General features: G+C 74.6%; 22 protein-coding genes. 10 read left to right on the forward strand and 12 right to left on the reverse strand.

What is annotated here, in order from left to right:
• Positions 1–134: 134 nt before the first annotated feature.
• Both LPU61_RS29985 and LPU61_RS29990 read right to left on the reverse strand, forming a co-directional pair.
• Positions 135–563 (reverse strand): preprotein translocase subunit TatB, encoded by a 429-nt coding sequence (locus tag LPU61_RS29985; RefSeq protein ID WP_043961730.1) that lies wholly within the window; start codon positions 561–563, stop codon positions 135–137.
• Between the two features lie 72 nt (positions 564–635).
• A complete protein-coding gene (locus tag LPU61_RS29990; RefSeq protein ID WP_229406840.1) occupies positions 636–1,985 on the reverse strand; it encodes a S1C family serine protease in 1,350 nt (449 codons plus the stop codon).
• Between the two features lie 241 nt (positions 1,986–2,226).
• On the opposite strand from LPU61_RS29990, the gene LPU61_RS29995 reads away from it, so the two are divergent.
• Positions 2,227–2,877 (forward strand): O-methyltransferase, encoded by a 651-nt coding sequence (locus LPU61_RS29995; protein WP_255378719.1) that lies wholly within the window; start codon positions 2,227–2,229, stop codon positions 2,875–2,877.
• A 57-nt stretch (positions 2,878–2,934) separates the two neighbouring features.
• On the opposite strand, the gene LPU61_RS30000 is transcribed toward LPU61_RS29995, so the two are convergent.
• Positions 2,935–4,410, reverse strand: a complete 1,476-nt coding sequence (locus LPU61_RS30000) for a M17 family metallopeptidase (protein ID WP_229406823.1) — start codon at positions 4,408–4,410, stop codon at positions 2,935–2,937.
• A gap of 142 nt (positions 4,411–4,552) precedes the next feature.
• The gene (locus LPU61_RS30005; protein ID WP_007455245.1) at positions 4,553–4,720 is read right to left on the reverse strand and encodes a DUF3117 domain-containing protein; all 168 of its coding nucleotides are present in this window, start codon (positions 4,718–4,720) and stop codon (positions 4,553–4,555) included.
• Positions 4,721–4,910: 190 nt separating this feature from the next.
• Between LPU61_RS30005 and LPU61_RS30010 the strand changes: the two genes are divergently transcribed.
• Positions 4,911–5,729, forward strand: a complete 819-nt coding sequence (locus LPU61_RS30010; protein WP_043961726.1) for a PaaX family transcriptional regulator C-terminal domain-containing protein — start codon at positions 4,911–4,913, stop codon at positions 5,727–5,729.
• Complete coding sequence (locus tag LPU61_RS30015) at positions 5,726–6,517, forward strand: enoyl-CoA hydratase/isomerase family protein (protein WP_043961725.1); 792 nt, start codon at positions 5,726–5,728, stop codon at positions 6,515–6,517. Before LPU61_RS30010 ends, LPU61_RS30015 begins: the two co-directional genes overlap by 4 nt.
• A 73-nt stretch (positions 6,518–6,590) precedes the next feature.
• On the opposite strand, the gene LPU61_RS30020 is transcribed toward LPU61_RS30015, so the two are convergent.
• From LPU61_RS30020 to LPU61_RS30035, 4 genes are all read right to left on the reverse strand, one after another.
• Entirely contained in the window at positions 6,591–7,370 is a 780-nt protein-coding gene (locus LPU61_RS30020; protein ID WP_229406824.1) for a hypothetical protein, read from the reverse strand.
• A complete protein-coding gene (locus LPU61_RS30025; protein WP_305072019.1) occupies positions 7,367–7,954 on the reverse strand; it encodes a DNA-3-methyladenine glycosylase I in 588 nt (195 codons plus the stop codon). The genes LPU61_RS30020 and LPU61_RS30025 overlap by 4 nt, the downstream gene beginning before the upstream one ends.
• A 168-nt stretch (positions 7,955–8,122) precedes the next feature.
• Entirely contained in the window at positions 8,123–8,620 is a 498-nt protein-coding gene (locus LPU61_RS30030; RefSeq protein WP_043961722.1) for an SRPBCC family protein, read from the reverse strand.
• Complete coding sequence (locus tag LPU61_RS30035; protein ID WP_229406825.1) at positions 8,617–9,198, reverse strand: DivIVA domain-containing protein; 582 nt, start codon at positions 9,196–9,198, stop codon at positions 8,617–8,619. Before LPU61_RS30035 ends, LPU61_RS30030 begins: the two co-directional genes overlap by 4 nt.
• 235 nt (positions 9,199–9,433) lie before the next feature.
• Between LPU61_RS30035 and folP the strand changes: the two genes are divergently transcribed.
• Complete coding sequence (gene folP / locus LPU61_RS30040; protein WP_091283239.1) at positions 9,434–10,303, forward strand: dihydropteroate synthase; 870 nt, start codon at positions 9,434–9,436, stop codon at positions 10,301–10,303.
• 60 nt (positions 10,304–10,363) lie between these two features.
• Here the strand turns inward: folP and LPU61_RS30045 are convergent, their stop codons facing one another.
• Positions 10,364–10,741, reverse strand: a complete 378-nt coding sequence (locus LPU61_RS30045; RefSeq protein ID WP_043961720.1) for an NADH-quinone oxidoreductase subunit A — start codon at positions 10,739–10,741, stop codon at positions 10,364–10,366.
• Between the two features lie 89 nt (positions 10,742–10,830).
• On the opposite strand from LPU61_RS30045, the gene LPU61_RS30050 reads away from it, so the two are divergent.
• From LPU61_RS30050 to LPU61_RS30060, 3 genes are all read left to right on the forward strand, one after another.
• Complete coding sequence (locus LPU61_RS30050) at positions 10,831–12,279, forward strand: hypothetical protein (RefSeq protein ID WP_229406826.1); 1,449 nt, start codon at positions 10,831–10,833, stop codon at positions 12,277–12,279.
• A 258-nt stretch (positions 12,280–12,537) separates the two neighbouring features.
• Positions 12,538–14,382, forward strand: coding sequence for a 2-oxoacid:acceptor oxidoreductase subunit alpha (locus LPU61_RS30055; RefSeq protein WP_077935984.1), 1,845 nt, complete (start codon positions 12,538–12,540; stop codon positions 14,380–14,382).
• The gene (locus LPU61_RS30060; RefSeq protein ID WP_043961718.1) at positions 14,375–15,409 is read left to right on the forward strand and encodes a 2-oxoacid:ferredoxin oxidoreductase subunit beta; all 1,035 of its coding nucleotides are present in this window, start codon (positions 14,375–14,377) and stop codon (positions 15,407–15,409) included. The genes LPU61_RS30055 and LPU61_RS30060 overlap by 8 nt, the downstream gene beginning before the upstream one ends.
• Before the next feature lie 128 nt (positions 15,410–15,537).
• Here LPU61_RS30060 and LPU61_RS30065 read toward each other — a convergent pair whose 3' ends face one another.
• On the reverse strand, positions 15,538–16,557 hold the full coding sequence (locus tag LPU61_RS30065; RefSeq protein WP_043961717.1) for a TrkA family potassium uptake protein: 1,020 nt from the start codon (positions 16,555–16,557) through the stop codon (positions 15,538–15,540).
• 212 nt (positions 16,558–16,769) lie between these two features.
• Between LPU61_RS30065 and LPU61_RS30070 the strand changes: the two genes are divergently transcribed.
• Entirely contained in the window at positions 16,770–17,414 is a 645-nt protein-coding gene (locus tag LPU61_RS30070) for a helix-turn-helix domain-containing protein (protein ID WP_229406827.1), read from the forward strand.
• Positions 17,415–17,552: 138 nt separating this feature from the next.
• Positions 17,553–18,149 (forward strand): ClpP family protease, encoded by a 597-nt coding sequence (locus LPU61_RS30075; protein WP_043961715.1) that lies wholly within the window; start codon positions 17,553–17,555, stop codon positions 18,147–18,149.
• Between the two features lie 237 nt (positions 18,150–18,386).
• On the opposite strand, the gene LPU61_RS30080 is transcribed toward LPU61_RS30075, so the two are convergent.
• Positions 18,387–18,758, reverse strand: a complete 372-nt coding sequence (locus LPU61_RS30080) for a helix-turn-helix domain-containing protein (protein ID WP_082106187.1) — start codon at positions 18,756–18,758, stop codon at positions 18,387–18,389.
• A 143-nt stretch (positions 18,759–18,901) separates the two neighbouring features.
• On the opposite strand from LPU61_RS30080, the gene LPU61_RS30085 reads away from it, so the two are divergent.
• A complete protein-coding gene (locus LPU61_RS30085; RefSeq protein WP_229406828.1) occupies positions 18,902–19,750 on the forward strand; it encodes an SDR family oxidoreductase in 849 nt (282 codons plus the stop codon).
• Between the two features lie 74 nt (positions 19,751–19,824).
• Here LPU61_RS30085 and LPU61_RS30090 read toward each other — a convergent pair whose 3' ends face one another.
• Positions 19,825–20,691, reverse strand: a complete 867-nt coding sequence (locus LPU61_RS30090) for an AraC family transcriptional regulator (RefSeq protein ID WP_043961712.1) — start codon at positions 20,689–20,691, stop codon at positions 19,825–19,827.
• Positions 20,692–20,789: the final 98 nt, after the last annotated feature.

Consider the following 20,789-nt stretch of genomic DNA (forward strand, 5'->3'; position numbering starts at 1 on the left):
GGCGGCAGGGCGGTGATGTCGTATCTGACTCAGCTCCCTATGCGCCGACCTGTGCATCGGCCGCCACGCGGGCCGGAGGCCGGGGGCGGGGTTCCGACCGGGAGGCGCGCCCCACCGGCGACGAAGGCGCGGGGTCAGGTGGCGTCGTCGTAGCTGGCCGTGCGGGGGGCCGGGGCCGTGCCGCCGGAGGTGGCCGTGACCGCGCCGCCCGGGGCCGTCGACTTCAGGTCGACCGCCTTGGCCACGTCCTTCAGGTCGTCGTGCACGGCGGTGACGTCCGCGCGGAGGCTGTCGTAGACGCCCTGCAGCGGCTTCCGGATCGCCTGCTCGTCCTCCTCGCTCAGCAGGTGCTTGCGGATGAACGCCTTCGGGTGCAGGTCCTCCAGCTGGATGTCGGTGCCCAGCTCACGGCTCAGGTCGCCGGTCGCGTTGCGGGCCATGGCGCGCAGGTTACGGACCATGCGCAGCCCGTCGCTGATCACGTTGGGCAGCCGGTCACCGAAGATCAGCAGCGCCAGGAGCAGCAGCGCGGCGATCTCCCACCAGTTGAGGTTCTCGAACACTGCTGGGCCTCCTCGTGGGCATCAGGCCAAGCGTACGCAGGTGAAGGCTCCTCGGGGAGGGGCCGGTGGGTCTCACTTGACGTCCGCGGCAAGCGTCACCGAGGCGTTCTGCCGGCTCGAACCGCGCCGGTACTCCACGGTCACCACGGACCCCGGCGCGAACTTGCGTACCAGGGCGATCAGGTCGGTCGGGTCGGACATCGGGCGGCCGGCGAGCCGCAGGATCACGTCCCCCGCCCGCAGCCCGGCCCCGGCCGCCGGGCCCGACGGCTCCACCGACGCCAGGCGTACGCCGCCGGTGCCGCCGCTGGCCGCGCCGGTGCCGCCGACCTGGGCGCCGATCACCGTACGGCGGGCCTTGCCGGTGCCGATGATGTCCTGGGTGACCCGCTTCGCCTGGTTGATCGGGATGGCAAAGGCGAGCCCGATGTTGCCGGCCTCCTGCCCGTCGGCCACCAGCGACTTGATCGTCGAGTTCACCCCGATCACCCGGCCGGCCGAGTCCACCAGCGGGCCGCCGGAGTTGCCGTGGTTGACCGCGGCGTCGGTCTGGATGGCCGCGTAGTAGCGGGTCGGCCCGCCCGGGTCGCCCGCCTGCATCGTCCGGTCCAGGGCGCTCACGATGCCGGCGGTCACCGTGTTGGCCAGGGACAGCGGCGAGCCGATGGCCAGCACCGGGTCGCCGACGGCGAGGGCGTCGGAGTCACCGAACTCCACCGGCCGCAGGTTTGTGGCGGAGGCCACCTTGATCACCGCGATGTCGGACTCCGGGTCCTGGCCGACGACGCTGGCGGCGGCGGTGCTGCCGTCGTTGAACACCACCGACGCCTTGCCGGTGCCCCCGGCGACGACGTGGTCGTTGGTGATCACGTAGCCGTCGGCGCTGACGATGAAGCCGGAACCCTCGCTCGTCCCGCCCAGGCTGGCCACCCGGACGGTGACCACGCTGGGCAGGACGCGTTGGGCTACCCCGGCCAGCGACTCCGGCTTGCGCTGGGCCAGCGCCGGGGCCTCGGCGGAACCGGCACCGAGCACCGGGCCGCCCGCCGCGCCGCCGCGCACCGCGAAGGCGTACCCCAGGGCACCGCCGAGGGTCCCGGCGAGCAGCGCGGTGATCAGCGGGATGAGCAGCAGTTGGCGCAGCGTCGGCCGGCCCGGCGCGTCCGGGTCGACGACCGGCTCCGGCTCCGCGGCACCGTCGACGGGGCCGGGCACCACCACCGCCGCCGGGGCGTACGGGTCGCGCCACGGGTCGGCGAGCGCGTCGGACCACCAGGGCGAGGTCGCGGAACCCTGGTGGACGCCGTCGGGCGCCGTCGGCGGCCCGGCCGGCGGCGCACCGGCCCCCGGCGGTGCCGCCGGAGTCGGAGCTCCCCCGGGCTGGCGCCAGTCCCAGCCGTCGGTCACGTCGGTGCCTCCCAGTCGTCCCCGGCCCCCTCGCCCCGGGCCGGCAGGGCTGGCCGGTCCGACGACGGGGATACCGCATCCAGGATTACACGAATGCCGCGAGTGCAGTCAGCGGTTGCGGTGCGTGACCGCCCGGTGGGAACCGCCCGATCGGGCACGTTCCACCGTGATCGTCGGGCACCGGACTCGCGGCTGCGCCCGTTCGCCCCCGCCTCTAGGCTCATACCCGCCAACCCGCCCCCGACGGAGGTGTCCCATCGCCACGGCCGCCAGTTCCGGCAGCTCGACGACCCCGGCGTCGCAGTTCGCCGAGTCGTACGTCACCGAGGACCTCGTGCTGCGGACCGCCCGCAGCCTCGCCCGCGAGGTGGGCCTCGACGCGGTGACCCCGGGCACGGGGGCGGCCCTGCGGCTGCTCGCCGCCGCCGGGAGCGCGCGGGCGGTGGTCGAGATCGGCACCGGCACCGGCGTGAGCGGCGTGTGGTTGCTGCGGGGAATGCGCGCCGACGGCGTCCTCACCACCATCGACGTCGAGGTGGAGCACCAGCGGATCGCCCGTCGGATCTTCGCCGAGGCGGGCTTCCCCTCCGGGCGCACCCGCATCATCACCGGGCGGGCGCTGGAGGTGCTGCCCCGGCTCGCCGACGGCGCGTACGACATGGTCTTCGTCGACACCGAGGCCACCAACTTCAGCTCCTGCGTGGCCGCGGCGCTGCGGCTGCTGCGCCGCGGCGGGGTGCTCGCCCTGCACGGCACGCTGGCCGACGGCCGGATCGGCGACCCGGCGGCCCGGGACGTGGAGACGGTGACCACCCGGGAGACGATCAAGGCGCTCCGGGAGTCCGAGGACTGGACGCCGGCGCTGCTCCCGGTCGGTCACGGCCTGCTCGCCGCCGTGAAGTGCTGAGTCACGCCGCCCGCCGCGCGAAGCCCTGAGCCGCCCCCGCCGCCGGGGAGGCACACGTCACCCGAGCGTGGCCAGCCAGCGCAGCAGGCCGCGCACCCCCCAGCCGGTGGCGCCGCGGGTCAGCTCGGCGGCGTCGCCGTCGGCCCACGAGGGCGCGGACATGTCGACGTGCAGCCAGCGCTGCCGCAGGTCGCCGGTGAACTCACGCAGGTAGAGCGCGGCCAGCACCGACCCGCCGCCCTGGTTCGGGGCGCTGTAGAGGTCGGCCACGTCGCTGCCCAGATATTCGACGTAGTCGGCCGGCAGCGGCATCCGCCAGGCCGACTCGCCGGCCGCGTCGATCGCGGCCAGCACGTCGGCGGCCAGTTCGTCGTTGTCGGAGTAGAGCGCGCCGGTGCGCTTGCCGAGCGCCACCATGTTCGCCCCGGTCAGCGTCGCCAGGTCGATCAGCAGATCGGGCTTGAGCTCGGCGACGGCGTACGCCAGCGCGTCGGCGAGCACCAGCCGCCCCTCGGCGTCGGAGTTGGTGGTCTCGCTGGTCACGCCGCCGTAGTGGGTGATGACGTCGCCGGGGCGGAACGCCGACCCGCTGACCGCGTTCTCCGCCAGCGGCGTCAGGGTGGTGATCCGGACCGGCAGCCGCAGCGCGGCCGCGCCCAGCGTGGCGGCCACGACGGCGGCGGCCCCGGCCATGTCCTTGCGCATCAGCTTCATGGCGGGCACCGGCTTGATGGAGATGCCGCCGGTGTCGAAGGTGATCCCCTTGCCGACCAGGACGACGTGGGTGCGCGCGTCGGCGGGGTGCCAGTCCAGCTCGACCAGGCGCGGGCCGCTGGCGGAGCCGCCGCCGACGGCGAGGATGCCGCCGAAGCCCTCGGCGGCCAGTTCGTCGGGCTGCCGGACCCGCAGCCGCAGGTCGGGTCGGTCGGCCACGGCGGCCTCGACCTGCTCGGCGAACCACTGCGGGTTCTTCACGGAGGACGGGGTGTTGGTCAGGTCCCGGGCCAGGCGGGTCATCCGGGCGGTGACCTCGGCCCGTTCGACCACGTCCGCGTACGCGGTCGGGTCACCGACGGCGACGTCGACGCCGGCCAGCGCCGGGGACTCGCCGGCCTCGGTGAGCCGGAAACGGTACGACGCCAGCAGCAGCCCCTCGACGAGGCCGCGCACCGCGTCGGGCTCGACATCGACCGGCATCATGATCGTGAGATGTGTCTCACCGGACGCCGACCGGGCCAGCGCGGCCCCCGCCGCCCGCCATCCGGACTCGTCGCCGTCGCCCGCGCCGACCAGCAGCAACCGCGCCGGGACCCGTCCCGGCCGCAGGTGGACGTGCACCTCGCCGGCCCGCCCGGTGGCCCGGGCCGCCGGGGCCAGGGCGGCGGCCTCGGCCAGCACGTCGTCGGCGAGCGCCGGCAGGCCGGGCAGCACCGTCGCCCCCTGCGCGCCGTCCTCGGCCGTGCCGGCGGGTCGGATGGGCAGGGCCAGGGCCTCGGACCGCTCGGGCCCACCCACCAGGCGGATGGCAAGCACGCTGGAACGACCTCCAGATGGGTCGGAAGAGGGCCCGGACGCGCCCCGGGCCCAGGGTGAAGCCCTGAGCCACCGGCGGGGCCGGTGGCTCAGGGAGGTGTGAACCGCCCGCGCGACGAGCGCCGCCCGGACCGTGCCTCGGTCAGCCGGCGGCTGCCTTCAGTGCGTCACCGAGCGCGTTGGCCTCGTCGGGAGTCATCTCGACGACGAGCCGGCCACCACCCTCCAGCGGGACCCGCATGACGATGCCCCGGCCCTCCTTGGTGACTTCCAGCGGACCGTCGCCCGTCCGCGGCTTCATCGCCGCCATGTTGTCTCCCCTCAGACCTGCAACAGGGTCGGTGGGTTGCCCCACAGCCTCTTCGCCATCACCCACCGCGACGTGCACGGCGGTGTCGACCAACGATTTTCCCTGATGAACACCGCCGGACCCAAACCGAAGAGGCATTGATGTAACAGGACCTAGCTTATCTTGAGAAGGCCTGTCACAATGTGCGGTCATGCAGGCACGGTCGGCACTCTTCGACCTGTACGGCGACCACCTCCGACCCCGGGGTGGCCGCGCGCCGGTCGCCGCCCTGGTCAAGTTGCTCGCGCCGCTCGGGATCGCCCCACCGGCGGTGCGCACGGCGGTCAGCCGGATGGTCCGCCAGGGCTGGCTCGACCCGCTCCGGCTGGCCTCGGGGCCGGGCTATTCGATCACACCGAAAGCCGCACGACGACTCGACGAGGCGGCCGCCCGGATCTACCGGACCGGTCGGATCAGCTGGGACGGACGGTTCGACATGCTCGTCCTGGACAGCCCCGCCTCCCGCCGGGAGCGGCAGCGGCTCGCCGCCAACCTGAGCTTCCTCGGCTACGGCGCCCTCGACGAGCAGACCTGGGTGGCCACCCGGCCGGCGGAGGACGTCGACGTCCTGCTCGAAGAGGCCGGTGTGCGGTACGAGCGGTTCACCGCCGCGCACGCCGCCGGCACCCCGGGCGCGATGGGCGTGGTCCGCCGCGCCTGGGACCTCACCGAGATCGGCCACGCCTACGAGCAGTTCGTCGCCGAGCAGCGCCCGCTGCTGGCCGCCGTCACGGTGCGCAGCGACGACGAGGAGGCGTACGCGGCCCGGTTCCGGCTCGTGCACGCATGGCGTACTTTCCTGTTCCGGGACCCGCAGCTCCCCCCGGCGCTGCTGCCCGAGCGCTGGCCCGGCACCGCCGCGGCCAGTTTCTTCGACCGACACGCGACCCGGCTGCGGCCGGCCGCCGACCGGTACGTCGAGCAGTGCCTCGACGCCACCAACCGTGAGAGAAGGGTCGTCAAGACGTGACCGAGCCGCTGCTCGTCGACCGCACCGACGCCGTCGTCACCCTGACCCTCAACCGCCCGACCGCGATGAACGCGCTCGACGTGGCGCTCAAGGAGGCGCTCCGGGACGCCCTGGCCGAGCTGGAGGCCGACCGGTCCTGCCGGGCCGTGGTGCTGGCCGGGGCGGGCGGCTCGTTCAGCGCCGGCCAGGACCTGCGCGAGCACGTGCAGGTCCTGGAGTCGCCGGACGCGAACCCGCTGGACACCGTCCGGGCCCACTACAACCCGATCGCCGCCCGGCTGGCCAACCTGCCGAAGCCGGTGGTGGCCGCCGTGCGGGGGATGGCCGCCGGGGCCGGGGCGTCGCTGGCCTTCCTGGCCGACTTCCGCATCGGCGGGCCGAAGACCCGGTTCCTGATGGCCTTCGCCGGGGTGGGGCTCGCCGCCGACACCGGCGCCTCCTGGACGCTGCCCCGGCTGGTCGGCCACGCCAAGGCCGTCGAGCTGCTGATGCTCGCCGAGCCGGTCGCCGCCGAGGAGGCCAGCCGGCTGGGCCTGCTGACCCGCCTGCTCGACGACGACGAGCAGGTGCTGCCGACCGCGCAGGAGCTGGCCGCCCGGCTCGCCGCCGGCCCGACCGTCGCGTACGGGGCGATCAAGCGGCAGCTCTCCATCGCCGACGCCGGCACTCTCGCCGACGCCCTGGCCGCCGAGGCGCAGGCCCAGTCGATCTGCGGGGGCACCGCCGACCACCGGGCCGCCACCCTGGCCTTCGTCAACAAGCAGAAGCCCGTCTTCGAGGGCCGCTGAACCCGCCGCCCGGTGGGCCGCCGCACCCGCCGTCGGACGCAGCCGGGACGCGGCCGGGGTCGCCGGGGCCGGGTCAGTCGTCCTCCTCCGGATCCTGGTTGGCCTCGGCCCCCAGCACGAACGCCTGCATCGCCAGCTCGTCGCCGGACGGCGAGACGAAGGCGGGCAGCTCGCGGGGGCCCAGGTCGCGCACGTAGGACCAGAAAAGCCGGACGGCCTCCGCCGGCGTGGCCGCCTCGATCGGGAGGTCCAGGCTGACCAGCCAGGACCGGCGGGCCGGCGGCGGGCCGAGCCGCCCGACCAGCGCCCGGTAGGCGTCGGCGGGCAGCGCGGTGACCGGCCCGTCGAGCGCCAGCCCGTCGGCCGGCACCGGCTCGTCGAAGACCCGCCGGGTGTACGCGACCACGAACGCGCCGGAGGCCGGGTCGGACTGGGGGTCGTCGGGGTCCTCGCGGCGCTCGGCGGTGGCCCGGGCGACCCGGCCGAGGGCCACCAGCCGGAGCGGGTCCTCGGTCAGCACGGCCACGGCGTCACCCGGCCGGGGGCCGGTGGTGGCGGTGGCGGCCCCGACCCCGGCCCTGGTGGCGGTGGCCCCGGCGTCGGCGGCCCCGACCCCGGCCCCGGTGGCGGGGCCGCCGGCCGCGGCGTCGCCGGTCAGCCCGGTCAGCCCCGTCAGCTCCAGGGTGTCGTGGTGGACGAGCCGCTCGGCCTCGTAGCGCCCCGGGGGGAGGAGCACGGCCCAGGCGGCGGCGCCCCGCCCGGGGTCGGGCCCGGCGGGGACCGTGCCGTCGGGGACCGTGCCGTCGGGGCGCTCGGGGACCGTGCTGTCGGGGCGGTCGTCGGTGTCGGTCATGGGGTCGATCCCATCACGTCGGTGACGTGGCAGCCGGCCAGGTGGTCGTCGACCATGCCGGTGGCCTGCATGAGCGCGTACGCCGTGGTGGGGCCGACGAACCGGAACCCGCGCTTCTTCAGCGCCTTGGCCAGGGCCGTCGACTCCGGGGTCAGCGCCGGAACCTCGGCGAACGAGGCCAGCCGGGCGGCCCGGGGCGGCGGCGCGTAGGACCAGAGCAGGGCGGAGAGCCCCTCGGGCAGCTCCAGGGCGGCCCGGGCGTTGGCGATCGCCGCCTCGACCTTGGCCCGGTTGCGCACGATGCCGGCGTCGGCCAGCAGCCGGGTCACGTCGGCCTCGCCGTAGGCCGCCACCGCCTCGATGCGGAAGTCGTCGAAGGCCAGCCGGAACGCGGGGCGCTTGCGCAGGATGGTCAGCCAGGACAGGCCCGACTGGAACGCCTCCAGGGTCATCCGCTCGTAGAGCGCGTCGTCGCCGCGCAGGGGTCGCCCCCACTCCCGGTCGTGGTAGGGGACGTAGTCCGGGGTGCTCGCCCCCCACGCGCAGCGGGCCAGCCCGTCCGCGCCGATCACCAGGTCAGTCACGGCTCACACGCTAGCCGGAGCCGCCGGCCGGGCAAGGGCGTGCCGGCGTGGTGGCGGTATCCGAACCCTCGGGACCCCACCATGTCGGCGACCTGGCGGTAACGCCCCGGCCGTACCCGGCAGCGCCCGACCCGCACCCGCCCGCACCGGGCGGCGCGGTGGCGGCCGTCAGGGCAGGCGACCCTGCTCGACCAGCCGGCCGAACTTCCTCAGCGCCTGGGTCAGGCTGACCTTGGAGCCGGGCCAGAGCACCGGCCACGCCACCCGCCCGGCCGCGCCGCCCGGCACGTGGAACCACTCGTGCCAGACGACCTGGGTGCGCCCGCCCTCGATCGGGGTGCAGCGCAGCACCCCGGGGCCGCGCAGCAGGCGACCGCAGTGCACCACGCCGATCTCGTACGGCGCGTCGACCCGGACCACCCGCATCTCGTCGCGCAGGACCGCCGGCCCGAGCGAGGTGACCGCCTCCACGAGGCTGCCCTCGCCGCCGTCGCCCTCGACGACCCGGACGGTGGTGAACGGGATCCAGTCGGACTGCCGCTCCCAGGCCAGCAGGCCGGCGAACACCCGCTCGGCCGGCGCGTTGACGATCACCGTGGCGGTGACCTCGCCGGCGCCGGGCTGGGCCGCCTCGCGGAGGCCCTCGGCGTCCGCCGAGCCGGTCACGCCGGCTCCGACCCGACGGGGCGGTCGGTCGGCTCGCGGTCGCCGGCCTCGGGGGCGGCGGCGGTCACCGTGAGGTCGGCTCCGGTGGCGGGGACGGCGGCCGGGGCGGCGTCCCCGGTGGGGGCGTCGGCGGCGGCAGCCGCACCGGTAGCGGCTACGGCGGTGGGGGCTGCGGCGGCGGTGGGGGCGTCGGCCCCCACTGCCTGCTCGGCGGCGGCAGCCGCCGCCTGCTCGCGGGTGTGCCGCAGCGCGTCGGCGTCGGCGACCCGTCCCTCGCGCAACGCGGTGACCTCCGCCTCCAGCACGCCGATCAGCTCGGACTTGTACCCGATGTCGTAGGCCGCCCGGCGCATCGCCTGGTCGACCTGGGACATCCGGTACCCGCGCGGCGCCGTGTCGAAACGGACGTCGCCCACGTCGGACTCACGCAGCGGCCGGCTGACCGGCAGCGGAACGGCCCGCCCGTCCGGCTCGACCGGCGCGAGGCCGGGATCGCGGCCGGTGACCAGCACCGTCACCCCGAAGACCACTGCCGCGACGGTGAGCGCGACGACCAGCAGGAGCAGCACCTGACCCATGCAAGAGATCGTGGCACGCGAACGGGCCCGGAGCGACCCCGCCGGGCGGTCCTCCCACAGATCGGTGCGGATCTGTGCCGTCGTACCGCCAGGAAGGACCACCGGGCGACCGGCTAGCGTCGGAGGCGGCCGGGTCGCCCGGCCGGCTACGGAAGACCGGCGGCCGCAAGGATCGACGGCCGCGACAGACCGGTGGCCGCGACGGATCGGCGGCTGCGGGAGATCGGGAGGCGACATGGCCGGGGCGCTTCGGCTCGGAAGCCGGACCTTCGCGCCGGGCGAGCTGGTGGTGATGGCCATCGTCAACCGCACGCCCGACTCGTTCTTCGACCGGGGGGCGACCTTCGCGCAGGACAGCGCGCTGCGCGCGGTGGAGCGGGCGGTGGCCGAGGGCGCGGAGATCATCGACATCGGCGGGGTCAAGGCAGGCCCCGGCGACGAGGTGGACGTGGCCGAGGAGATCCGCCGCACGGTGGACACGATCGCCGCCGTGCGGGCCGCCTTCCCGGACGTGGTCATCTCCATCGACACCTGGCGGGCCGAGGTGGCGGTGGAGGCGGTCGCGGCCGGCGCCGACCTGCTCAACGACACCTGGTCGGGGGCGGACCCGGCGCTCGCCCGGGTCGCGGCCGAGACCGGGGCCGGGCTGGTCTGCTCGCACGCGGGCGGGCTGGAGCCGCGCACCCGCCCGCACCGGGCGGCGTTCGCCGACGTGGTGGCCGACGTGGTCGCGACGGTCACCGGCCTCGCCGAGCGCGCGGTCGCCCTGGGGGTACGCCCCGACGGCGTCCTCATCGACCCGGCGCACGACTTCGGCAAGAACACCCGGCACTCCCTGGAGATCACCCGCCGGCTCGACGAGCTCTCCGCCACCGGCTGGCCGCTGCTGGTGGCCCTGTCCAACAAGGACTTCATCGGCGAGACGCTGGACCTGCCCGTGGCCGAACGGCTGGAGGGGACCCTCGCGGCGACCGCGCTGTCGGCCTGGCTGGGCGCGCGCGTGTTCCGCGCCCACCAGGTGGGGCCCACCCGGCGGGTGCTGGACATGGTGGCGTCGATCCGGGGCGACCGCCCGCCGACCGTCACCCGCCGCGGGCTGGCCTGACCGTCGGCCCCGGCCCGCCCGGGTGCCCGCCGCACCGTCGGCCAGGCCCGGCGTCGGCGTTCAGGTCCAGCGGAGGATGTTCTTGCGCCAGGCGTAGAGGATGCCCAGCGCCAGCACGCCCACGAAGACGCCCATCTCGGCGACCGTGACGAGCCCGAAGCCGGGCCGGTCGAAGACCACCGCCCACGGGAACAGGAAGACCGCCTCGACCGCGAACAGCACGTACAGGTAGGCGTACACGTAGTAGCGGATCTGCATCTGGGCCCAGTCGCCGCCCACCGGGTCGAGGCCGCACTCGTAGCCGGCCCGCTTCCCCGGCGGGTCCGCCGGACGGGCGGGACGCAGCACCCGGTTCGCGGCGAACGCCACGACGAAGAAGAGGGCGGCGGCGAGCAGCAGGAGCCCGAGCGTCGCGTACGAGCCCAGGTAACCGGTCACGGTGGGTCAGCCTACCGTGCCGCGCCCGGCGCACGTTACGGAACTGTTTCCCGGCGGGACTAGTGCCGCCGGGCAAGTGTTACCGAATAATGAACCGTCACCGACTGTTGGCGGAGGAGCTGGCCCGCGTGGACGTACGCCCCGTTCGGCGGGCAACCGACCGACGTCTCGTGACGCTGCTCGCCGCGTCCCTGACGGTCGGGCTGCTCGCCGCGGTCGCGGCGCTGCCCGGCTGGGCCACGGCCGCGCCGCCCCCGGCCCGCGCGGCGGCCGCGCCGGCGGACCCTCCGGCGGGGCCGGCCGGCGACCCCGGCGACGAGACCCCGCCGGTCGAGCCGACGCCCGCCGAGCCGACGCCCACCGAGGCCCCGCCGACGCTGCCCCCGCCGCCGGAGACCACCGCCCCGGCCCCCACCACCACCGGGCCGGCGCCCAGCACGCCGGCCGGCCCCGCCGACCCGCCCACCACCACGGCGCCGGCCACCACCGCCGGGCCGTCGGCCCCGACCACCACCCCGCCGGTGCGCACGTCGGCCCCCGGTCCGGGCGCCCCGGCACCGGGCCGCCTCGGCGTGCGGGTGAGCACCGACGACGTCGTGCTGACCGACGCGTACTGGAACGCGGCCGGGACCACGACCACGCTGCGGATCACCGTGACCAACACCGGCGATGCAACCGAGCAGATCCGGCTCTCGTACACGCTGCCGGCCGGCCTGACCGACGCGGGCACCGCCGGTTGCGCGCCGGCCGGGGGCGGCGGGCACCGCTGCGGCGCGTGGACGACGGCGGCCGGCGCGCGGTTCAGCACGCTGATCTCGGTGCGGGTCGACGGCGACGCGTGGCGGCGGATGCCGCTCAGCGGCGCGGTGCGGGTGAGCGCCACCGCCCCGGGGGTGGTGGCCGGGTCGGTCGACGACAACGAGGGCTTCGCGGTGCTCTTCCCGCCGGGCCCGCCGGTGCCGGGCATCGCGCTGCGGGCCGACGGGGTGGCGTTCGACATCAGCGGGAGCGCCAGCGAGCTGGCCGTCCGGCTGGGCAACACCGGCACGGTCGACGCGGACGGGCGGATCGAGGTGGTCCTGCCCGACGGCGTCACGATCCCGGCCCCGCCGGCCGGCTGTGCCGCGCTGAGCGCCACCCGCACCAGGTGCGACGTCGGCGCGGTGCGGGCCGGCGGGGCCGCCACCCTGCGGCTCACGGTCAGCGCGACCGCCGAGGCGCAGCGCGACGCGCCGCTGGCCGGCGCCGTGGTCGGCCGCCTCGACCCGCGCAGCGGGCAGGCCCGGCAGTTGCAGATGAGCTTCCGGATCACCGCGGCGGCCGCGATGGCCACCCCGATCGCGACGCCCGCCCCGGCCGGCTCCCAGGGGGTGCTCGCCGCCGCCGGGGCCGGCGACCGACCCGGCGGGGGGCTCAGCACGGCGCAGCGGGGCGCGGTCGCCCTGATCGTGATCTCGGTGCTGCTGGTGGTGCTGGCGCTCGCGTTGGCCACCGTCTCGCTGCGTCGCCGGCTCACCGACCCGTCCGGCGGCCGGTGATTCTGATTACGGCGGGCGGGGCAAACAGCCCCAAACCATGACGTAAGCGCCCGGAATCTGTTCCCAGTCGGCGGACCACTGGGCAAGCTCGACATCCCATCCGACGTAGGCTCTCGGGTAGGAACCCAGACCGGACCGGACCACCCACGGGCGGTGCGGGGCAGCGCTGTGTCAAGGAGGTCATGTGGCCGGGCAAGGCGAGGTCACCATCATGTTCAGCCGCCCGCGCGACCGCGCCGAGCGAAGCGAGGGGCAGGCGTGACGAAGCAGATCCGTCAACTCGACCGGGTGGTCATCCGGTTCGCCGGCGACTCCGGCGACGGCATGCAGCTGACCGGCGACCGGTTCACCTCGGAGACGGCCCAGCTGGGCAACGACATCTCCACGTTGCCCAACTTCCCCGCCGAGATCCGGGCCCCCGCCGGGACCCTGCCGGGCGTGTCGAGCTTCCAGGTGCACTTCGCCGACTACGACATCCTCACCCCGGGCGACGCGCCGAACGTGCTGGTCGCGATGAACCCGGCCGCGCTCAAGGCCAACCTGGCCGACCTGCCGCGCGGCGCGGACATCATCGTCAACACCGACGAGTTCACCAAGCGCAACCTCGCCAAGGTGGGCTACCAGGCCAGCCCTCTGGACGACGACTCCCTCGACGGCTACGTGGTGCACCCCGTCGCGCTCACCTCGATGACCGTCGGGGCGCTCGCCGACCAGCAGGTGTCCAAGAAGGACGCCGAGCGGGCGAAGAACATGTTCGCCCTCGGCCTGCTCTCCTGGATGTACTCCCGCCCGTACGAGTCGACCCTGCGCTTCCTGGAGCGCAAGTTCGCCAAGCGCCCCGAGCTGGTCGCGGCGAACGTCGCGGCGTTCCGGGCCGGCTGGAACTTCGGCGAGACCACCGACTCCTTCTCGGTGCGTTACGAGGTGAAGCCGGCGAAGATGGTGCCGGGCACCTACCGCAACATCACCGGCAACGCGGCGCTCTCCCTCGGCCTGGTGGCCGCGGGCGTCCGCTCCGGCCTGCCGGTGTTCCTCGGCGCCTACCCGATCACCCCGGCGTCGGACATCCTGCACGAGCTGAGCAAGCACAAGCGGTTCGGCATCGTCACCATGCAGGCCGAGGACGAGATCGCCGCGGTCGGCGCGGCGCTCGGCGCGTCGTACGGCGGGGCGCTCGGCGTCACCACCACCAGCGGGCCCGGCGTGGCGCTCAAGAGCGAGACGATCTCCCTCGCGGTGGCGCTGGAGCTGCCGCTGGTCATCGTGGACGTGCAGCGGGCCGGCCCGTCGACGGGCATGCCCACCAAGACCGAGCAGGCCGACCTCAACATGGCCCTGTACGGCCGGCACGGCGAGGCCCCCGTCGCGGTGATCGCCCCGAAGTCCCCGTCGGACTGCTTCCACGCGGCGATCGAGGCGGCCCGGATCGCGCTGACCTACCGCACCCCGGTGCTCCTGCTCTCCGACAACTACGTCGCCAACGGCTCCGAGCCGTGGCTGCTGCCCGACGTGGAGTCCCTGCCCGACCTGCGGGTCGAGTTCGCCACCGCGCCCAACGGCGACGACGGCACGTTCCTGCCCTACCTGCGTGATCCGCAGACCCTGGCCCGGCCGTGGGCCATCCCGGGCACGCCGGGGCTGGAGCACCGCATCGGCGGCCTGGAGAAGGCCGACAAGACCGGCGACATCTCGTACGACCCGGCCAACCACGACTTCATGGTGCGCACCCGGGCGGCCCGGATCGAGGCGATCCCGGTGCCGGACGTCGAGGTGGAGGACCCGGACGGCAACGCCCGGCTGCTGGTGCTGGGCTGGGGCTCGACGTACGGCCCGATCGGCGCCGCCTGCCGGCGGCTGCGTCAGCGCGGGCTCCCCGTCGCGCAGGCGCACCTGCGGCACCTGGCCCCGATGCCCGCCAACCTCGGCGAGGTGCTGCGCTCCTACGACCGGGTGGTCATCCCCGAGATGAATCTCGGCCAGCTCGCCCAGGTGATCCGGGGCAAGTACCTGGTCGACGCCATCGGCTACAACCAGGTCCGCGGCCTGCCGTTCACGGCCACCGAGCTGGAGACGATGCTGGAAGAGGTCCTGAAGAATGTCTGAGCCCGTCGCCCTCAAGCTCACCGCGAAGGACTTCAAGTCCGACCAGGAGGTGCGCTGGTGCCCCGGCTGCGGTGACTACGCGATCCTCGCCGCCGTGCAGCAGTTCATGCCGGAGCTGAACATCCCCCGGGAGCGGATCGTCTTCGTCTCCGGCATCGGGTGCTCGTCCCGGTTCCCGTACTACATGAACACCTACGGGCTGCACTCGATCCACGGCCGCGCCCCGGCGATCGCCACGGGCCTGTCGGTGTCCCGCCCGGACCTGTCCGTGTGGGTCGTCACCGGCGACGGCGACGCGCTGTCGATCGGCGGCAACCACCTCATCCACGCGCTGCGCCGCAACGTCAACCTGAAGATCCTGCTGTTCAACAACCGGATCTACGGCCTGACCAAGGGGCAGTATTCTCCGACGTCCGAGGTCGGCAAGGTCACCAAGTCGACGCCGGCCGGTTCGGCCGACGCGCCGTTCAACCCGATCTCGCTGGCCCTGGGGGCGGAGGCGAGCTTCGTCGGCCGCACCATCGACTCCGACCGCAAGCACCTCCAGTCGGTGCTGCGGGCCGCCGCCGAGCACCAGGGCTCGGCGTTCGTGGAGATCTACCAGAACTGCAACATCTTCAATGACGGGGCGTTCGACCAGCTCAAGGAGCCGGCCACCCGCGACGACTTCCTGATCCGGCTGGAGCACGGGCAGCCGATCACGTTCGGTGCCGAGGGCCGGTTCTGCGTCGTCCACCCGCCGGGCGGCTTCGGCCTGGAGGTGCGGGAGACCGCGTCGGTCCGCCCGGAGGAGATCGTCGTGCACGACGCGACGGTCGCCGACCCGGCGTACGCGTTCGCGCTGTCCCGGCTGCCCGGGCTCGACCTGAGCAACACCCCGATCGGCGTGTTCCGGTCGGTCGACCGCCCGTCCTACGACAGCGTGGTCCAGGCCCAGGTCGAGGAGGCGAAGGCGAAGGTCACCGAGACCCCGGAGCAGCAGCTCGCCGGCCTGCTGGGCAGCGGCGACACCTGGACGATCCTCTGATCCGTCCCGCGTAGGGGCGACCCGTCAGGCGACGAAGGGGCCCGCCACCGAATGGTGGCGGGCCCCTCGTCGTGGTCGTCGCGAGGAGCGCGGCGAACCGCGCGAGGCAGACGGCGGGCGGCGGGCGGTCAGCCCGGCGTGCCGGCGGGCTGGGGCCGGTCGTCGCGGACGTGCACGAGCATGTCGCCGGTCTCGATGACCGCGCCGGCCCGGTCGGAGAGCGTGACCACCTTGCCCCGGCGGACCAGCGCGATGACCAGGGTGTCGTCCAGCTCGCGCGGGGAGCGGCCGACCTCGTTGCGCTCCGCCGAACGCATGGCCAGGGCCATGCCCTGGCCGGGGGTCAGCAGGTCCTCCACCACGTCGATCAGCGGCGGCGCGGAGGTGGACAGGCCGAGCAGCCGGCCCGCCGTGGCGGAGGAGACGATCACGTGGTGCGCGCCGCTCTGCTTGAGCAGCGGCGCGTTCTCGGCCTCGCGGGCCGCCGCGATGATCCGCACCTGCCCGGCGGTGAGCTGCCGGACGGTGAGCGCGACCAGCACCGACGCGTCGTCGCTGTCGGTCGCGATGATCACCGCCTTGGCGTTGCGCACGTGCGCCTCGTTGAGCACGGAGGAGCGGGTCGCCGACCCCTCGATCGCGACGAGCCCCGCCGAGGTGGCCTGCCGCAGCGACGCCGGGCTGCGCTCGACCACCACGATCCGGGACTTGTCGAGGCCGTTCTCCAGCAGCGCCGAGACCGCGCTGCGGCCCTTGGTGCCGTAGCCGCAGATGATGACGTGGTCCTTCACGCTCTTCCTCCACCGCGTCAGACGACGGCCGGTCCGGTACTGCTCGGTCAGGACTTCCAGGGTGGTGCCGACCAGGATGATCAGGAAGAGCACCCGGGCCGGGGTGACGAACAGGACGTTGACCAGCCGGGCGGACGGTGCCGCCGGCGTGATGTCGCCGTACCCGGTGGTGGAGAGGGAGACCACCGCGTAGTAGAAGCAGTCGAGGAGGGTGAGGCCGTCCTCGTTGACGTCGCGGTAGCCGTCGCGGTCGAGGTAGACCGCGGTGACGACCGCGAGGACCAGGCCCAGGGCGGCGGCCAGGCGCAGGCTCAGCGCGCTCAGCGGGCCCCGCCGCTGCGCGGGAAAGTGGATCACCGCGGAACCTGCTCCGCCGCCGTCGCCTGCACGTGCACAACATAGCGGGTACGCGCCGGACCGGCCCGGCAGGCCGGGACAACGCCGGTGGTCGGGAGCCGGTCGCCGCACCGGAAGGCGTCGGCGCAGCCGCCGTAGGGGCGGCGGGGTCGGTGTGTCGCCCGCCGAACCGGCATGATGGGAGCAGGAGCGCCCATCACGAGGAGGCCCGGATGTCGTTGCTGCGACGGGTGATCGGCAGCGTGCTGCGCCGGGTGCGGCAGCGCCAGGGCCGCACCCTGCGCGAGGTGGCCGAGGCGGCGGGGGTGTCCCTGCCCTACCTCTCGGAGGTCGAGCGCGGGCGCAAGGAGGCCAGTTCCGAGGTGCTGGCGGCGATCTGCCGCGCCCTCGGCATCGACCTGTCGGACCTGCTGGAGGAGGCCCGCGACGACCTGCGCCGGGTCGAGCGGCGGGTGCCCGCCGCGCCCCGGGTGGCGCTGGCCCGCCTGGACGAGGTGGTGCCGGTGGGCGGCGAGCCCGGCCCGCGCCTGCGCCTCGGCTTCCACGCCGACCCGGTCGGCCCGCAGCAGGGCGGGCCACTGGTGGAGTGCCGGGTGCCGGTGGCCGCCGGCCGGGTGCTGCGGCTCGGCGGGGTCACCCCGACCGCGGGCGGCCGGCTGCTGCACGTCGGCGGGGCGGGCCTCGGCACGTCCGTGGTGTCCGTGGGCGGGGCGGTGGCGCACCCCGGCCCGGCCGTCCACGTCCTGCCGGTCCGGCTGTTCGCGTCCGCGCCGCTTCGGCGCCCCGCCGCGCGTACCGCGAGGGTGCTGGCCCGGCGGCGGGCCCGGGCGGGCCTGCGGCGGCTGACCGCCCGCTAGGCCCGGCCGGTTTCTGCTGTCGGCGGATCTGCCGCCGGCAGAAGCGCTGGGACCGCGCGCCCGGCCGGGCGGACGCTGGGGGAACCGGTTCCCCTGGGCGGAGTCCGTCGCCCACCGGCAGCGTGGAGGTCGATCACGATGATCAGGTACGACGTGTGGATGCGGGACGGCGGCCAGCCGGCCTTCGGCGACCAGGTCTTCCAGCGGCTGCTGAAGGAACGGATCATCTTCCTCGGCACGGAGGTCACCGACGAGTCGGCCAACCAGATCTGCGCGCAGCTCCTGCTGCTGGCGGCCGAGGACAGCGAGCGCGACATCTACCTCTACATCAACTCGCCGGGCGGCTCGGTCAGCGCCGGGATGGCCGTCTACGACACGATGCGGTACGTCCGCAACGACGTGGCCACCCTCGCGCTCGGCATGGCCGGCTCGATGGGTCAGTTCCTGCTCTGCGCGGGCACCGCCGGCAAGCGGTACGCCCTGCCCCACTCGCGGATCATGATGCACCAGCCGTCGGGCGGGTTCGGCGGCACGGTCGCCGACATCACCATCCAGGCGGAGAACATGCTGCACGTCAAGCGCACGATGCAGGAGTTGATCGCCCGGCACAGCGGGCGCTCCGTGGAGCAGATCCAGCAGGACTCGGACCGGGACCGCTGGTTCACCCCCGAGGAGGCCCGGGAGTACGGCCTGATCGACCGGGTGCTCAGCCGGGTCGACGAGCTGGCGGCCTGACCCAGGGCGGGTGACTGATCGCCGGTTGGGTGCCGGGTGGGCGGCGGCCGGTGCCGGGTGGGGCGGCGGCCGGACACGCCCCCTCGAACCCGTGTCCGACCTCCGACCTCGCGAAGCCTATGTCCGGAGTGCGCCCGCCCGGGCGCTTCGGGGGCGCAGCGCTTTACCGCCGATTCCCGTTACATCGCAATCCCACCGGGCGCGCCGCCCGCCATCGGGCCTGCCACGGGCGGGCCCTCAGCCGGCGGCGTCGTAGCGGGCGCGGGCGGCCTCGACCTCGCCGAGGTGCGTCGTCGCCCACGCCTCCAGCCCGCCCACCAGGTCGAGCAGGCTGCGCCCGAGGCCGGTCAGCGCGTAGTCGACCCGGGGCGGGACGGTCGCGTACGCGGTGCGGGTGATCAGGCCGTCGCGTTCCAGGCCGCGCAGCGTCTGGGTGAGCATCTTCTGGCTCACCCCCTCGATGCGCCGGGCCAGCTCGCTGAAGCGCTTTCCGCCGTCGGCGAGGGTGAGGACGACGAGCACGCTCCACCGGTCGCCGATCCGGTCGAGGACCTGCCGGCTGCCGCAGTCGCGGGCGAAGGGAGTGGGTTCCACGCTCTGACTCTCCATCAGATAGTGCCTTACTTCAAGGTGCCTACTCTCCAACGGGAAGTGGCAGCGGAAGCTTCCCGTTGCACCGGACGACGGATCGTCCGACCCGGAGAACGGCCCCCGACCAGGGGATCGTCTCCGGTATCGAGAGGGAGCACACCATGTCCATCGTCGTCACCGGAGCCACCGGCCACCTCGGCCAGCTGATCGTCGCCGCGCTGCTGCGGCGGGGCGTGCCCGCCGGGGAGATCGTGGCGCTCGGCCGGGACGCCGGCAAGCTCGCCGACCTCGCCGGGCACGGGGTGAACACCCGGCAGGTCGACTACACAGACCCCGAGTCGCTGCGCACAGCGTTCGCCGAGGCCGACAAGCTGATGTTCGTCTCCGGCAGCGAGGTCGGGCAGCGCGTCACCCAGCACCACAACGTCGTCGCCGCCGCCCGCGAGGCCGGCGTCGGGCTGGTCGTCTACACCAGCATCGCCAACGCCGACCGCTCCGGCATGGTCCTCGCCGGGGAGCACCTCGCCACCGAGCGGGAGATCGCCGCGTCGAGCCTGCCGTACGTGATCCTGCGCAACGGCTGGTACCTGGAGAACTACACCGGCCAGCTCTCGACGTACCTCCAGTTCGGGGTGACCGGCGCGGCGGGCGACGGGCGGGTCAGCGCCGCGACCCGCGCGGACTTCGCCGAGGCCGCCGCCGCGGCGCTCACCGGTGCCGCGGATACCAACCGGGTGTACGAGCTGGGCGGCGCGGCGTTCACCCTGACGGAGCTGGCCGAGGAGGTGTCCCGGCAGACCGGTCACGCCGTCGGCTACACCGACCTGCCGGCGGAGAAGTTCACCGAGGTACTGGTCTCCGCCGGCCTGCCCGAGGGCTTCGCCGCCGTCCTCGCCGACAGCGACCTGGGCCTGGCCCGGGGCGAGCTGTACGTCGAGGGCGACGACCTGGCGAAGCTGATCGGCCGCGAGCCGACCACGCTCGCCGAGGCGCTGCGCGCCGCGCGCTGAGCCGCCGCGCCGAGTCGCCGCACCCGGGCCGCCGCCCGGCCCCGTCCGCCGTTCGCGGGCGGGGCCGGCGCGGCTCAGGCCGGGACCCGCTCCACCGGGACCCACAGCTCGGCGTCGGCCCGGGAGCCGTCGGAGGACACCCGGGCCCGGAGCATCTCCGGGCCCGGCCGGCTGCGGTACGGGTTCGACGGGAACCACTCCGTGAAGACATCCCGCCAGAGGTGCTGGAGGGCCTGCGGGAACTCGCCCGAGCTGGAGAAGACCGCCCAGGTGCCGGCGGGCACCGGCATGGCGTCCAGGTCCCGCGGCGGGATGGCGGCGGTGACCACGGCGTGCCAGTAGTCCAGCTCGGCGCCCTCCTCCCGGTTGACCCCCAGCTTGTCGCTGACGTTGACGATGCCCTGCGGCTCCTGGTCGGAGAGGGCCGCGATCCGCTCGGTCGTCCCGGCGTCGATGCTCTTGACGAACGCCACGATCGCCGGGTTCAACCCCTCGTGCACGAGCGGGACGCGGGCCTTCCGCCCGACCAGGTGAAAGGCGTCCTTCTCGGCGATGCGGTACCGCATGCTGGATCTCCCCTCGACGACGAGCCGGAAGGACATCCGGGGCTGCGACCGCAGGGCGGCGCCGTTGCGCCGGGCCTCGCCGGGGCCGACCCCGTGCACGGCCTGGAACGCCCGGGCGAACGCCTCCCCCGACCCGTACCCGTACCGGAGCGCGATGTCGAGCAGCGTCCGCTCCCCCGCGAGCACCTCGGCGGCGGCGACGGTGAGCCGGCGACGCCGCACGTACTCCGACAGCGGCATCCCGGCCAGCGCCGAGAACATCCGCCGGAAGTGGTGCTCCGACGTCACCGCGATCCGCGCCAGCTCACCCACCTCGATCCGCTGGTCGAGATGCCCCTCGACGTACGCCATCGCCTCGTTCAGCCGGTCCAGCACCCGGATCTCCCCTTCCTGCCGCCAGAAACCACGGGATCACGCGTACCCGACATCCTGTGCCCGACCCGCCGTGACGGCCGACCCGCCCCGGGCGGTCC

The organism is Micromonospora sp. NBRC 110038 (genome assembly GCF_020884815.1).
GTDB lineage: Bacteria > Actinomycetota > Actinomycetes > Mycobacteriales > Micromonosporaceae > Micromonospora > Micromonospora haikouensis.

Coding starts and splice junctions, on each gene's coding strand:
- LPU61_RS30085 (WP_229406828.1), top strand. CDS start 18,902: ATGTCCATCGTCGTCACCGGAGCCACCGGCCACCTCGGCCAGCTGATC.
- LPU61_RS30070 (WP_229406827.1), top strand. CDS start 16,770: ATGTCGTTGCTGCGACGGGTGATCGGCAGCGTGCTGCGCCGGGTGCGG.
- LPU61_RS30005 (WP_007455245.1), bottom strand. CDS start 4,720: ATGGCGGCGATGAAGCCGCGGACGGGCGACGGTCCGCTGGAAGTCACC.
- LPU61_RS30050 (WP_229406826.1), top strand. CDS start 10,831: ATGAACCGTCACCGACTGTTGGCGGAGGAGCTGGCCCGCGTGGACGTA.
- folP (WP_091283239.1), top strand. CDS start 9,434: ATGGCCGGGGCGCTTCGGCTCGGAAGCCGGACCTTCGCGCCGGGCGAG.
- LPU61_RS30035 (WP_229406825.1), bottom strand. CDS start 9,198: ATGGGTCAGGTGCTGCTCCTGCTGGTCGTCGCGCTCACCGTCGCGGCA.
- LPU61_RS30075 (WP_043961715.1), top strand. CDS start 17,553: ATGATCAGGTACGACGTGTGGATGCGGGACGGCGGCCAGCCGGCCTTC.
- LPU61_RS30080 (WP_082106187.1), bottom strand. CDS start 18,758: ATGGAGAGTCAGAGCGTGGAACCCACTCCCTTCGCCCGCGACTGCGGC.
- LPU61_RS30060 (WP_043961718.1), top strand. CDS start 14,375: ATGTCTGAGCCCGTCGCCCTCAAGCTCACCGCGAAGGACTTCAAGTCC.
- LPU61_RS30020 (WP_229406824.1), bottom strand. CDS start 7,370: ATGACCGACACCGACGACCGCCCCGACAGCACGGTCCCCGAGCGCCCC.
- LPU61_RS30010 (WP_043961726.1), top strand. CDS start 4,911: ATGCAGGCACGGTCGGCACTCTTCGACCTGTACGGCGACCACCTCCGA.